15 protein-coding genes and 1 tRNA gene are annotated in these 13787 nt (G+C 49.2%); 8 read left to right on the forward strand and 8 right to left on the reverse strand.

Translation table 11 applies throughout. The features are described from left to right. Window positions 1-226 (forward strand): hypothetical protein (locus H8705_RS13085; RefSeq protein ID WP_262396236.1); only part of this gene is annotated, 226 nt, incomplete at its 5' end. A gap of 178 nt (window positions 227-404) precedes the next feature. Continuing rightward, window positions 405-481 (forward strand) — tRNA-Arg (locus tag H8705_RS13090). 129 nt (window positions 482-610) lie between these two features. Here the strand turns inward: H8705_RS13090 and H8705_RS13095 are convergent. Genes H8705_RS13095 through H8705_RS13105 form a run of 3 tightly spaced genes read right to left on the reverse strand, consistent with a single transcriptional unit; the run spans window position 611 to window position 3625 of the window. Then, window positions 611-1777: an iron-containing alcohol dehydrogenase gene (locus H8705_RS13095; protein WP_262396237.1), complete on the reverse strand. Its 1167-nt coding sequence runs from the start codon at window positions 1775-1777 to the stop codon at window positions 611-613. A gap of 23 nt (window positions 1778-1800) precedes the next feature. Beyond that, window positions 1801-2988: a MalY/PatB family protein gene (locus H8705_RS13100; RefSeq protein ID WP_262396238.1), complete on the reverse strand. Its 1188-nt coding sequence runs from the start codon at window positions 2986-2988 to the stop codon at window positions 1801-1803. Between the two features lie 25 nt (window positions 2989-3013). Then, window positions 3014-3625, reverse strand: a complete 612-nt coding sequence (locus H8705_RS13105) for a cyclophilin-like fold protein (protein ID WP_262396239.1) — start codon at window positions 3623-3625, stop codon at window positions 3014-3016. Window positions 3626-4093: 468 nt separating this feature from the next. On the opposite strand from H8705_RS13105, the gene H8705_RS13110 reads away from it, so the two are divergent. Next, entirely contained in the window at window positions 4094-5224 is a 1131-nt protein-coding gene (locus H8705_RS13110; RefSeq protein ID WP_262396240.1) for a DUF4317 domain-containing protein, read from the forward strand. A 101-nt stretch (window positions 5225-5325) separates the two neighbouring features. After that, window positions 5326-6357, forward strand: a complete 1032-nt coding sequence (locus H8705_RS13115) for a 3-deoxy-7-phosphoheptulonate synthase (RefSeq protein ID WP_262396241.1) — start codon at window positions 5326-5328, stop codon at window positions 6355-6357. Between the two features lie 38 nt (window positions 6358-6395). Here the strand turns inward: H8705_RS13115 and H8705_RS13120 are convergent, their stop codons facing one another. The 3 genes from H8705_RS13120 to H8705_RS13130 all read right to left on the reverse strand — a co-directional run bounded on the left by H8705_RS13120 (window position 6396) and on the right by H8705_RS13130 (window position 7763). Continuing rightward, a complete protein-coding gene (locus tag H8705_RS13120; RefSeq protein ID WP_262396242.1) occupies window positions 6396-6572 on the reverse strand; it encodes a hypothetical protein in 177 nt (58 codons plus the stop codon). 163 nt (window positions 6573-6735) lie between these two features. Then, window positions 6736-7041: a branched-chain amino acid transporter permease gene (locus H8705_RS13125; protein WP_392392105.1), complete on the reverse strand. Its 306-nt coding sequence runs from the start codon at window positions 7039-7041 to the stop codon at window positions 6736-6738. A gap of 26 nt (window positions 7042-7067) precedes the next feature. Continuing rightward, entirely contained in the window at window positions 7068-7763 is a 696-nt protein-coding gene (locus H8705_RS13130) for an AzlC family ABC transporter permease (protein WP_392392104.1), read from the reverse strand. A 215-nt stretch (window positions 7764-7978) separates the two neighbouring features. On the opposite strand from H8705_RS13130, the gene H8705_RS13135 reads away from it, so the two are divergent. Next, window positions 7979-8398, forward strand: coding sequence for an MmcQ/YjbR family DNA-binding protein (locus H8705_RS13135; protein WP_262396244.1), 420 nt, complete (start codon window positions 7979-7981; stop codon window positions 8396-8398). Between the two features lie 383 nt (window positions 8399-8781). Here the strand turns inward: H8705_RS13135 and H8705_RS13140 are convergent, their stop codons facing one another. Both H8705_RS13140 and H8705_RS13145 read right to left on the reverse strand, forming a co-directional pair. Then, entirely contained in the window at window positions 8782-9648 is an 867-nt protein-coding gene (locus H8705_RS13140) for a DegV family protein (protein ID WP_262396245.1), read from the reverse strand. Window positions 9649-9660: 12 nt separating this feature from the next. Further along, a complete protein-coding gene (locus H8705_RS13145; RefSeq protein WP_262396246.1) occupies window positions 9661-10473 on the reverse strand; it encodes an alpha/beta hydrolase in 813 nt (270 codons plus the stop codon). Window positions 10474-10664: 191 nt separating this feature from the next. Here H8705_RS13145 and H8705_RS13150 point away from each other — a divergent pair, with 191 nt between their 5' ends. The 3 genes from H8705_RS13150 to H8705_RS13160 all read left to right on the forward strand — a co-directional run bounded on the left by H8705_RS13150 (window position 10665) and on the right by H8705_RS13160 (window position 13731). After that, complete coding sequence (locus H8705_RS13150; RefSeq protein ID WP_262396247.1) at window positions 10665-11126, forward strand: MarR family winged helix-turn-helix transcriptional regulator; 462 nt, start codon at window positions 10665-10667, stop codon at window positions 11124-11126. A 74-nt stretch (window positions 11127-11200) separates the two neighbouring features. Beyond that, window positions 11201-11869 (forward strand): ATP-binding cassette domain-containing protein, encoded by a 669-nt coding sequence (locus tag H8705_RS13155; RefSeq protein WP_262396248.1) that lies wholly within the window; start codon window positions 11201-11203, stop codon window positions 11867-11869. Between the two features lie 89 nt (window positions 11870-11958). Next, entirely contained in the window at window positions 11959-13731 is a 1773-nt protein-coding gene (locus H8705_RS13160) for a hypothetical protein (RefSeq protein WP_262396249.1), read from the forward strand. Window positions 13732-13787: the final 56 nt, after the last annotated feature.

Raw genomic sequence — 13787 nt, forward strand, 5'->3', positions numbered from 1 at the left:
AAGTTTTAATCCAGCTTCTTCTCGCTGGTCTTTGCTTCTTGCCTTCTTGGCTTTCGCCTCAAAGTCATCTTTTCAGGGTCTTTTCTTCTCTCGTTGTTCATTTTTCAAGGTGCTCTCTTTTCTGCCCCTCGCAAGGTTGTCCCTTGGGGTGACAGGAACTATAGTTTACCATGAATTTTTCAAACTGTCAACAGTTTTTTTGCCGAAATTTTTTTGGTTTTTTTAGCTATCTGTTTTTCCCCGGCAATACGCCCTTTTTCCCTCTTTTTTGGCGAGTTTCTACCCCTTGCTATAAAAATTTCTTGTACTTTTTCTTTTTCCTCCCCCGAAAAGCGATTGATTTTTTTACTTTATGTGATATACTATATAATGTTTCTAAAATAACCTATATATTATCTAAATATGCGCCCGTAGCTCAGCTGGATAGAGCGTTAGACTCCGACTCTAAAGGCCGTGCGTTCGAATCGCATCGGGCGTACCATGCCGCCGCAAGCAATAAAAATGTTTGCGGCGGTTTTTTTCAACTGCTTCTTCGGATTTGACCTGATAATCTGTTATACAAAAGGAACCCGCATAAACCTACGTCTGTGCGGGTTCCTTTTTCTTGTTATTACATACTTTCTTGGAGTATCCGAATAATTTCCTCCTGCGTCAGGACTTTATAGCCGCCCTCCATAATAAACGACCCCTTGGCGATCCCTTCCAGCATCTCCTGTGTGACGCCTAGCTCCCCAATTCCCATAGCGACGCCGATTTCTCTCATATAAGCTTCCATCTTTTCAAGACCTTCGCCGGCAATCTGCTCGTCCGTTTTTCCCTGGGCGGTTACCCCCCAGACGTTTATCGCATATCTTTTAAATTTGGCAAGCCCATAAGGACAGATGTGCCGGTAATAGGCCAGGGAGACTGCGGACAAGGTCATCCCATGGGTTGCATCGGTATATGCTCCCACAGACTGTCCAATCATATGCACCATCCAGTCGGTGGTTTTTCCCTTTTCTACAAGGGTGTTCAGCGCCCAGGTCGCAATCCACATAATATTGCTTCTGGCCTCATAGTCCGTCGGATTTTTTACAGCGATCCGGCTGCTGTGAATTAAGGATTTGAGCAGCCCCTCCATAAGATAGTCGGAGGTGTTGTCGTCCTCCCCGGAAAAATATTGTTCCAAAATGTGAGACATGATATCAAAGAAACCAGCGACCATCTGATAACGCGGTACCGTAAAGGTAAACGCGGGATTGAGGATAGAAAACTTGGGGAATACATTCTCCCCAAACACATGGCCTATTTTTAATTTCTGCGCATGATTGGTGATGACCGAGCCGCCGTTCATTTCGGAACCGGTGCCCACCATAGTCAGAACGCATCCCACAGGAATAATCCGGTTATCCACCTCTTCCATACGCAGATAGTACTTCTCCCAGGGATCTTCTTCACAATAGGCGGAAACGGAAACCGCTTTTGCATAATCGCATACGGAACCGCCGCCTACGGCCAAAATCAAATCCACCTGGTTCTCCCGGGCCAGCCGGCAGCCCTCATACAGTTTCTCCACCGTTGGATTGGGCATAACCCCGGCGTCCTCGGTAATCTGTTTTCCGTTTTCCTTAAGGATTGCGACCACCTGATCATAGATACCATTTTTCTTAATGGAGCCGCCCCCATAAATAAGCAAAACATTTTTACCGTACTTGGGTAGTTCCTCCCTCAAATATCCCAGCGCTTCCTCCCCAAAGTATAATCTGGTTGGGTTGGAGTAACAAAAATTCCCTAACATATTGTTCTCTCCTCTTATTCTTTTTACAATTCATATTCCTGTTTCTGCGGGTTCGCCTGAAGCTTGACAATCCCCCGCCTTAATCTTTCCAGTCCGTCGCTTAAAATCTCCCGGGGACAGGCTATGTTCATCCGAAGGAAACTCCCGTCGGCCCGGTATTGTTTTCCATCTGTCAGATAAAGCCCCGTCTCCCGGCGCAGATAGCTTTGCAGCTGAGTCGAGTTGGAGGACGCGCCGGCGCAGTCCAGCCATAACAAGTAAGACGCCGGAGAAACAAGCGCTTTGATTTGAGGGATCTCTCTCTCCAAAAACTGCCTGGCCAGACGCTTGTTTTCAAAAACATACTCCCGCAGCGCATCCAGCCAGGGAGCCCCTTCGGTATAAGCGGCAATGGCGGCCAAAGGGGCAAACACGTTTGGAGATCCGATCTCATCGGCATCAAGCGCGCATTCCATCTTTTCCCGCAGGACTTTTTCCGGCACAATCACCACCGCGCTCTGCAGCCCGGCGAAATTGAAAGTTTTGGTAGGGGCGGCGCAGGTAATGCTGTTGTCCCTGCATTTTTCCCCCGCGCTGGCAAAGGGGATATATTCCTGTCCCGGGGCGGTCATATCGCAGTGGATCTCATCCGAGATCACCAGCACATGATGTTTCCAACACAGCTCCCCGACCTTTTCCAGCGTCTGCTTGTCCCATAGTTTGCCCACCGGGTTATGGGGATTGCACAAGATCATCATCGTAGTTCGCGGCTCCGCCAGCTTGCGCTCTAAGTCCTCAAAATCCATCTGATAATTTTCCCCGTCGTATATCAGCCGGTTCTCCAAAATTTCCCGGCCATTGTTGGCAATACAGTTAAAAAAGACATTATAAACCGGCGGCTGCACCAGTACATGATCTCCTGGGGCGGTAAATTTCCGCACTGCGCTGGAAATCGCTGGGATAACCCCGGAACAGAAAAGCAGCCATTCCCGCCTTAGCAAAAAATGATGCCGGGTTTCCCACCAGCCTATGACGGCCTGCCGCCATTCCTCAGGCAAAACGGAATAACCGAAAACACCATGCTTTGCCCTTTGCTCAACAGCGGCAATGATTTCCGGCGCCGTTTTAAAATCCATATCCGCCACCCACATGGGAAGCTCGTTTTCCCCTACGTCCCACTTTAACGAATAGGTTCCTCTGCGCTCTACCAGGGTATCAAAATCGTACTTCATAGTGCACCTCCGTTTTCATTGCTTCTTATCCCGTTTGGAAAGAAACTTGTATCTCTGCGTTTCCCACCGCCTGTGCAAGCCCTGTCGGATCTTCAAGATAACCTACTGGGGTATAGCTGTAGGAGGTAGTGAAACTTTCATAAAACAACACTAAGCAGTCGCCGCCGTAAAGCATCAGATCTCCCGCGTTAATTTTTTCGGGGACGGATGGATTGGCAGGAAATTCCTGAGAGAAATAATAGTATTTTTCATTCCTATTCATTTCGCTCATCTCCAGCGTCACTGGAAAAGTTTTTATCAACGCGCGGGCCGTTTCATTTTCATAAAGCTTTGCGGAAAAGCTTTGATCTCCGATGATAATTTGAAGCCGGTACGTTCCTTCTTCCTCTTGGGCCTTTTCAGGGGATATTCCCCCAGGCTGTCTTCCATCGCCGGCCGGTTCCTGAAATGAGGCTTGCGGCTGCCGGCTCTGTTCTGATCCCTGCCGCCGCGTGCCGTCCTGCGGCGCGTCCCTCTCCTTAAAAGACGCCTGGGACCGCCCCATATCTGCCGTACGATCCTGGATATTCCATGCGCATCCAGCCAAAGAAAGCACCAAGAGCCCAATGAAAATTGCTGCGGCTGTTTTCTTCATCATATCACATCCTTCCCCCCGTGAAAACCTTTTTTCACAACCGATTTGCTCCCTGACCGCCCCCTGTCCTCCTTAGGAATTATTCCTCCAAAAAAAACAGAACTGTTTTCCTCTTTTTCTTAAAGGTATTCCCAAATTTTTTCTTTTTTTAATTTTCCATGACACTCCTCCCAACAGACGCCGCCGTTCCAAAACGGTCCTTTCCCAAGGTCGCCTGTTTCTTTTGATATAACGATACACCTTGGAGTTCGCTTTAAGTCAAGACCCAAAATAAAAATTTTTAAGACAAAACAGCCCCTCCTTTCTGCCTGCCCCTGCCCGGCGTCCCAGGGGCAAAGCCTTCCTTTGCAGGACATGCGTCTTGCAAAAACTTAAAGGACATAAATCCCCATGCCTAAATTGAAAACCTGTGCTATAATATGAACTTAAGCGATTTTCCCTAGAAAACTACATATAAAACGAGGAGATATTATGAACGAAAAAGAAGTCGCGGAAATCCGCCGGCGGTTCCGCCCGGAAAAAAGCAATATTACCCACGTCCGGGGATGTTTTGTAAATGAGAAGCGGGAAATGGTATCCCAGTTTAACCAATCTCTCCAGCTGAGCTCCCAGGAGGAAACAGAAAGCATTTTATCCGTCTTAAAGCGCACCCTCTCCGGCGGGCTTGGGAAAAATCTTATTGATATTGCCTTTGACACCCAGCAGGTGGTAGACAGTCCGGAGCACCGGCTGCTTATGTCGGTGCGCAACTCTGGGCTGGAGGATGAGCAGGCGGTACAGGCGCTGTTTGACAAGATTATTCAGTCTTTGTCTTTGGAAGGAAACTATGTGATCCTGCTGACCCATGACCGCTATGACGTGCCTTACCGCAGCAAAGACGACCAGACCCAGGCGGACGCTTCCAGCGAGGTGTTCTCCTACATTTTATGCAGTATCTGTCCTTTAAAAATTACCAAACCCGCTTTAAGCTACCACATAACAGAAAAACAGTTTTGCAACTGCAAGCCTCAGTGGGTTGTGGCTCCTCCTGAACTGGGATTTTTGTTTCCCGCCTTCGATGACCGCGCCGCTAATATCTATGGCGCTCTGTATTATACCCGCAGCACAGAGCAAAACCACCAGGAGCTGGCGGATGCGGTGCTGCACTGCCAGCTCCCTATGCCTGCGGCCCAGCAGAAGGATACCTTCCACACCATTTTAGAGGACAGCTTGGGAGAGGACTGCAGTTATGAGGTTCTTCAAGGGCTCCATGATCAGCTGTGCGGGATGGTGGAGGAGCACAAGGCCAAAAAGGAGCAAGCCCCTCTTGCTATCTCCAAGCAGGAAGTAAAAACGGTTTTGAAGGCCTGCAACGTTCCTGAAAAGAGTGTCGCCGCCTTTGAGCAGCAATACGACGCACAGTTTGGCCCTGAGACAGATTTAGCCCCCGGCAATATTATCGATCCCCGCCGCTTTCAGGTGCAGCTGCCGGATGTGAGCATCCAGCTCAATCCCCAGCGCAGCGATCTGCTTCAGATACGGATCGTAGACGGAGTAAAATACATCCTGATTCGAGCGGACGAAGGGGTAGAGGTAAATGGAGTGGGTATCCATATCCCCTGACAGATAAAAATGGGCTTGACAATCGGTCTTTTTGGGATTACACTTTAGTAGACGTATGCTTTAAATCGATAAATTGTCGCGTCTTTTTTGGAGGTTTTTTTATGTCGATGGTAATAAACAAACAGCTGCCCCTACCCGTCCTCTTAAAGGAGGAGTATCCCCTGCCTCCGTGGGCAGCGCAGGCAAAGGTGCGGCGGGATGAGGAAATCCGGAAAATATTTACCGGAGAATCCGATAAATTTATCGTTCTGATCGGTCCCTGCTCCGCGGATAATGAAGACGCGGTATGCGATTATGTTTCCCGGCTGGCAAAATTAGGCGAGCAGTTGTCTCAGCGTTTGATGCTGATCCCCCGTATCTATACCAACAAACCCCGTACCACCGGGGAAGGATACAAAGGGATGCTCCACCAGCCTGAACCGGACAAGGCCCCGGATCTGCTGGCTGGAATTACGGCCATCCGTAAAATGCACATCCGGGCAATTGTGGAGACCGGTCTGACCGCCGCGGATGAGATGCTTTATCCGGAAAACCGCAGCTATCTGGACGATCTGCTTTCTTATGAAGCGGTGGGCGCCCGTTCGGTAGAGGATCAGCAGCACCGGCTAACCGCCAGCAGCCTGGACATTCCGGTAGGGATGAAAAATCCTACCAGCGGGGATTTTTCTGTGATGCTTAATTCGGTAACCGCCGCCCAGCATCCTCACAACTTTATCTACCGGGGAAACGACGTAACCACCAGCGGCAATCCTCTGGCGCATGTAATATTGCGAGGCGGCGTGGATAAGTATGGCGCCTGCATGCCCAACTACCATTATGAGGATTTGGTGCGCTTACTGGAAATGTATGAAAAACGCCCCCTTGAAAATCCCGCGGCGATCATCGATGTGAACCACTCCAATTCCAACAAACAGCATAAGGAGCAGATCCGCATTGTCAGCGAGGTGCTTCACAGCCGCAATTACAATCCCAAGTTAAAAAAACTCATCAAAGGGGTCATGGTGGAAAGCTATCTTGAAGAGGGCTGCCAGACCATCGGAGGGGAACATATTTACGGAAAATCTATTACCGACCCCTGCCTGGGCTGGGAGGATACCCAGCGCCTGCTTTATAAGATTGCTGAAAACTGCTGAAATAAAAAAAGGTACAGCGCCGAAGCGCTGTGCCTTTTTTACTGTACACGATAGCCTTGTTCCACATACTGGGTTACCGTATCCCACATATCGCTCTCGCTGGAAAATTGCAGCTGTTTAAAAATCGGGATCTCATGGAAAGAAACACATCGAAAATCATGGGAAATCCATAAAACTTGTTTTTGGGGAGCCGCTGGGTCAAAAGAACTTTTCACTTTTGCTTAAACCTCCTTGGCGTTTGCCGCCGGTCTTCCTTTTTTATAGTAAAGCATTTTTAAGGTACACCTTTGCGTAAACTCCAAGTCAAGTAAACATTTTATGAACATCTCCCAAGGCCTTTGTCTAAAAAACCCGCCCCGTTTTAAAACGGGGCGGGTTTTAAACAAATACAAGCTGTACTAAAAGCATATACAAGATGGTTCCTCCGCCAATGGAAAGCAGCATATTTCTCTTCCACCAATGGAGCAGAACAATCCCTAGTACAGCGATCCCTTCCGGCAGTCCGTACGGCCAGGTGAGCACCGGCACGCTTTTCACACAGTAAACCACCAGCAGGCCAATGACTGCGAATGGCAGCACCTTTCCCAGGTACTGAATATATTTTGGGGTGGGTCTGTTATCTGGAAAGATCAAAAAAGGCAAAAACCGGGTGGTGAGCGTTCCCAGCACCACAGCTCCGATCATAATAACCGCCTGTCCTGTACTTAAGCTCACGAACCCATCTCCTTTCCTTCAAACGACTTTTTTGCCAGGGTCAGCACCGCTAAAATCAACAGCATCGATGGAATAATAAAATTGTCCGCTCCAAAGAGCATCAGGCACACAGCCGAAGCCGCCACCCCTACTATAGCCGGCAGGTGGCGTTTTTGAGAAAACCATTGATCCAGAAAAATCACCACAAACAAAGCGGTCATAACAAAATCAATTCCTTTGGTATTAAAGGTGACAAAGGAGCCTAAAATCCCGCCTAAAGTGGAGCCTATCACCCAGTAGCACTGATTGAGCAGAGTGACGAAAAACATAAACCAGCCTTTATCCACCCCTTCCGGGGGCTGGGTGGTGCAGTTGATAGAAAAAGATTCGTCACACATCCCATAAATTAAATACCATTTCTTTTTACCCACATTTTTATACTTGTCCAGCATAGAAATCCCATAAAACAAATGGCGGGCGTTGACCATCAGCGTCAAAAAGAACGCATGAAGCGGGTGGAACCCGGAAACCAGTAAATTTGCCGCCACAAATTCCATAGAGCCGGCAAAAATTGTCATGCTCATCAACATGGGATACACAAAGGAAAATCCTAAGCTATTCATATAGATCCCATAAGCCAGCCCTAAAAATGTAAATCCCGCGCAGATGGGGATGGTATAAGGGAAGGCCGCTTTTAACGCTTTCATTTTCATAATATTCCCCTGCCTGTTCCGTTGGTCAATGGGTTTTATTATATTCTTTTTCTTTTTCCCTTGCAAGTGGTATAATAAGAGGCGGGAAAATATCGTTTTTCTCCCGGACGCTGTCCGGGACCGGTTTGGCGGTACCGCAAAGCCGCAGCGTGTTCTTTGCCGCCGGCGTCCTAAAGCCGAGCGGACCTCCGTTTTTTTAAAAAGGAGAGATAATTTTGAAGTATCAATGGTTGTCACAATACTGCCTGGCTATGCCTGGGGGCACAGAGGAATATAAGCCCGAGTGGGATGCTGTGCGGTATATGATCGGGACAAAAATGTTTGCCATGGCCGGGAGCAACAAGCAAAAAGAGCCTATCCTGACAATAAAACTGGAGCCGGCCTTTATCCAGCTTGTAAAAAGCCAGTACCCCCAGATCGCCCCCGGCTACTATATGAACAAAGACCATTGGTGTTCGGTTCCCCGTACAGGAGATGTGCCGGACGAGCTGGTAAAACAGATGCTGGACCAGGGGTATCAATTGGTTCTTGGCTCCTTCAGCAAAAAAGCCCGAGAAGCCATTCTTTCCTCAGTTTCAACCGGTTTGCCGGGCCAAAGGCCCTCCCCGGAGCCCCAGGATGGTTCGGCTTTCTAATTCGGGCCGCCATGAAACCAGACGAGGGAAAGCATAAAAACTGCGGCAAAGGCATCTCCCCTAGGCCAGGATGTAATCACGCCCGCTGTCCTTGAGGCTATAAAACAATCTGCCAAAAAATCAAAATAAAAAGGGGGCGTTCCAGCCCCCTTTTTTCAAAAATTTTTCCTGAAATTTACGCAAAAATGATAGTTGCCTTTTCTCTTTTTCGATATTATAAATCCAGAGCATAAAAGCTCGCAAGATTTTTTCATTTTTCTCCTTTTTCCAACGCCTCTTTTGCCGCCGGGCAGGGGAGGTCGTTTACTTTAGAGTATACCCCTCCAAATTATGCCCTGTTTCGGCAAAACCCGGGAATGAGCGCTACGCTCATTCCCGGGTTTTTACATATCTTCCTCTAAAATCTGTATTCCCGCTCCTAAAAGGTGGGGCCCTACATATACCCCCAAGGTGCAGTCGATCTCGCTTTCATAGTGATGAACAAAGGCGGGAATCCGGGAGAGCAGTACTTTTTTCACCAGTTCTCCATCCTGGGGCGCGTCCCCATGGGCGGTCATAATATTCACCCGGCTGCCGGGCGTGTATTTTTCATACACCAGATCGCATAGCCTTTCTATGGACGCTTTTCTGCCCCGCACTTTTGCAATGCTGGTCAGTTCCCCGCTGGGGGCGAAGGTGAGGATGGGTTTAATATTGAGCATGGTACCCGCTACCCAGGTAATCCGTCCGATCCGCCCGCCTTTTTGCAGATATTCCAAGGTGTCCACGCTGAAAAACACGGTGGTGTTTTTAATCAGCCTGGGGATCAGCGACAGCAGTTCCTCCCATGTTTTCCCCTGACGAAGATACTCCGCCGCCTGGAGCACAGTAGCGCCGGTCCCCAAGCTTCCGCTTTTGGTGTCAAAGGCGGCTACCTGCAGACCGGGAAACTCTTCCCCGATCAGCTCCACCATCTGATAAGTGCCGGAAAGTCCGCTGGAAAAAATAATCGCCAGCACTTTTTCATAGCCCTCGTCTTTGATCTGCTGGAGGGCCTGGGTGATTGTGGCTCCGTCCGGCAGAGAGGTTTTGGGTATCTCCGCAGGCAAGCGCTGATAAACCTGCCGGGCGGTAATATCCACCCCGTCTGAATATGACCCTTCGCTGTAGGTAATTTTCAGCGGTACAATAAAAATAGGTTCTGTTTTGGCCATATGCGCCGGCACATCCGCGCAGGAATCCGTAAGAATGGCTATTTTTTGCCTATTCATCCTTTCACATCCCTAATAACACGATTTCTCCTTATTCTCTGAGAGCCACGTCATTGCCCGGCGGATCTCCCCATCCCAAAAATCCCATTCGTGGCCTCCGGGCCCCTCCTGCCAAACCATCGGGTATTCAAGCTCATACAGCAGGTCTCTCAGTTTTTGATTCATGGGATAACAATACGTATCTTCTCTTCCGCAGGCAAGATAAATCCTGGGCAGAGGCTTTTTTTCCCCCGCAGTCCGGCGGGCCAGATAAAACAAATCGTCCGGGCCGTTTTCCACCTGCCCGCTTCCAAATACGTTCTCCACCGCTTTTTCCATCCCCTGCTGTCTGGCAATTGTCGCCAGAAACGGGGCGTCCACCGCCCCGGACAGAGAAATGGCGGCGCTGTATTGTTCTGGATTGGTAAGAGCCGCTTTCACAGCGCCGTAGCCGCCCATGGAAAGCCCGGCGATAAAAGTGTCCCGTCTGTCGCCGGACACAGGAAAGCTCATACGGACAAAACGGGGCAGCTCTTGGGTTAAAAAGGTGAAAAACTTCAGCCCATGGGCCATATCTGTATAGTAATTATTTTCTCCCCGGGGCATGACCACCGCAATTCCATGCTCCTGGGCGTAACGCTCCACATTGCTGCGGCGAAGCCAAATGGTTTCATCTTCATACATCCCATGAAGCAGATAAAGCACAGGATAACGCGGGTTTTTTGGATACAGCTCCTCTAGCGGCATGGACATCGCCCTGCCGCTCCCGGGGGTAGGAAGGGTAACCAATATTCTTGTAGTAATCAGCAGGGTTTTTGAAAAAAAACTGCACTCATATAATGACATGGACGCTTCTCTCTCCCCTAGGTAAACTATTGGCGTTTTCACGCGCTTTATACATATCTATAAGTGAGTATAGCACCCAAAAACAAAAGATGTCAACGGACAATTTTAAATGACTATTAAATATAAGCATTTGACAAGTTTTATTTCTCTGACCTATAATGTGGATAAGAAATAAGCGGGGGGATGCTATTATGGCAAAAACAGAAGACCGGCAGCTGGCAAAGGATTTTGTAAATTTAATGCGGGCGTTTTATATCGCCACCCAACGTCCCTTTGAAATCCGGGGGGACATTAAGGTTAGCTCCCGCTCGTTTAACGTATTGTACGCACTGAAATATCACCCGAATAAAGAAATAACCATGTCCGCGCTGGCGGAAACTTTATATATGTCCGGACAGCAGCTTTCCAAGTTGGTAAGCCCCCTGGAGGAAAAGGGATTGGTGGAGCGCATCCATGACACCATCAACCGCCGCCAGGTATTTATAAAGCTTACCAGGAAAGGAAGCCGGGTGGTGGATATGGCAGTTTCCGATATGGTAAAACGAATTTCTCCCGAACTGCGCATCTTCACTCCGGCGGAAAAAGAGCAGTTTTCTTCCTCGGTACGCACACTGACCCGGCTTTTGGAAAAAGGAGAATACCAGCAGTGGTAATTCCTCCCTCTTTGCAACGGCGGAAATATAGGGTATAATGTGGTTGTATTACCTGCCAAAACGGGGGGAAAATTATGCTAAACTTTTCCCAGATTACCAAACAATACGGCAGCCTTACCGTACTTAAAGACGTCTCTTTGCAGGTGGCCCGGGGGGAATGCGTCTGCGTAGCCGGAGCCAACTCCCAGGGAAAAACGACCCTGCTCTCCATCGGAGCGGGACTGCTGACGCCGGAAAAAGGGCGTGTCGCAAAAGACGGGGGCGTGGGGTTTGTTCCCCAGGAAAACGCTCTGTTGGAGGAGTTGTCTGTTCGGGACAATCTGCTGCTGTGGTACAGCGCCTGCCGCAAAAAAACCAGTCTGTGTTTTCGGGAGGATTCCCCGGAAGCCCGCCTGGGTCTTTCGTCCTTTGCCAAGCAGAAAATTTCCCGTCTTTCCGGCGGGATGAAGAAGCGGGCGTCCATTGCGGCGGCTCTGGCGGGCGACCCGGATTATCTTTTGATGGATGAGCCGTTTGCCGCTCTGGACTTGGAAAGCAAAGAGGAGATTTCCCTTCTTCTGCGCCAATTGGCCTCCCAGGGAAAGGGCATTTTATTTTCTTCCCACGATCCGGCGCAGATTGCCGCCGCGGCGCAAAGATTATATGTCCTGCGGGACGCCCATATCCGGCAGGAGGTCTGCCCGGACCCAGCGCTTTCTTTGGAGGAGCGCACCCGGCGGATCATCGAGCTGATCGGACGGTAACAGCAAAGGTAAAAACCGGCCTTTAACACCAGGCCGTTTTTTAGATATTATGGGAACCAAACGTTTAGGAATTATTGGAGGAAACATGAATGACTGAAAATGAAAACAATGTATTTGATCCTGCAGGCCAGGATCCTTCCGTTTCCCAGGCGGTAATGGACACCGCGGCGGAAACAGAAAACACCCTTTCCGGGACAGATCCCGTCGGTTTTCAAGAAGAACCCACCCCAGGCAAGAAAAACACCAAAACCATGATCATTATTATCGCGGTGGTGGCTGTTTTGGCTCTGGCTGTGATTGTGGGCTTCGCCAGCGGACTGCTGGGTAAAAAAGACCCGAAAACCGCGGTGTTGGACGCCTTTACCGCCACCTCTGCCCAAAGCAGCAAGCTCATGGATAATATGTATCAGGAAAATCCAGTGGCTAAACTGATGCTGGCGCCAACATCGGCTTCTAAGAAAACGGATTATACCATCACTCTTCATTCTCTTTCCGGGTTTGAGGGAGACCAGATGGTAAATCAGCTCATTTCAGGGGCATATCTGAAAGGTTATTTCACCAATGATTTGGAAAACAGCGCCACAGAAATTTATGGAGAGCTGGGGCTTTCCCAGATTGATCTGATTTCTTTGTACGCGTTTGCTTCCCCGGACTTGGTGGCTTTCAACCTGCCGTCTATTTCCGATACTAAGCTGTCTGTCAATATGCAGACCTTAGCCCAGGATATTGAGGCCAGCCCCGTGTTTAAGGATGCCATTTCTGCGGAGGATTTAACCCTTCTGCAGGATTCCATTTCTTCCTATTTCAGCGGCTTGGGCGCTCTGGACAGCCAGTCCTTTACCGCAGAAATGGAAGCAAAAATGAAAGAGCTTACCGATTCCCTTTTGGCCAACGCCACCTTTGAAGGCGGAGACAAAGTGGACGATCTGCGTGTCTATACGGTTACCATTCCTGGCGAGGATGTACGCGCCTTTATCAACGAGCTGTGCAGATATTTGTATATTGATTCTGAATTTGCAAAGGTATATGAATCCGCTATTTCCCCTATGCTGCTTAATACGGACGTTCCCTATGAGCAGTTTATGGAAGAAAATATTCTCTCCCAGGTGGATAGAATGATCCCAGAAATGGCAACCGTTTTAACCCTGGGAGTGGGAAAAGGGGATATTATTAAAAACTTTGCCCTGACCGCCACTACGTTGGAGGATGTAACCGGCACGGTGGATGCCCCGGTATTTCAGGAAATTTCTATGGACGGCGTTATGGACGGCCTCAACGAAACGGTAAATATGTCCATGGAACTTTCTGCGGATGAAGAGGCCTTTGTGGTTGATGTGTCCGCCGCTACTTCTTATGCGGATAAGGCGTATACCATGGATATGGATATGGGGGTTACCGTTGGAGGCACACAGGTTACCTATACTTTAGGAATGACCGCGGACGGAGCCAAGGAAACGGACAACACCCAATTTACCGCATTTATGGGCATCAAAGACAATGAAAGCAATATGGATATGACCCTGGATCTTGGCTGTACAGGCACTGTAAGCGTTTCTGAGGAGAAAACCGTGGTTGATCTGAATGATATCAACGCGGATATTACCGTTGACCAGGAAACCATTTCCTTGAACATGGGCGTAAAGACGGAATCTGCTGCGCTGGAAGCGCCTCTTGCTTTCCAGGGCGAACATAAAGAGCTGCTTAAAATGACCCAGGAAGAGCTGGCTGAGGTGGAGACAGAATACTACGACGGCTTTATGGAGTTAGTCAACCGTGTTCTCCCCTTTGTTTTAAGTGAAGGAGCGTCCGCGCCTGTTCCAGAGGAGCCTGCGTCTCCTATGCCGGCAGAACCCGCGGCGTAAAAACGTTTTTCCTATTGGCATTCATGGCCTGCGGCAGCCCAGCTGCCGCAGGCCAC

Source organism: Youxingia wuxianensis (assembly GCF_014385085.1).
Taxonomy (GTDB): domain Bacteria; phylum Bacillota; class Clostridia; order Oscillospirales; family Ruminococcaceae; genus Youxingia; species Youxingia wuxianensis.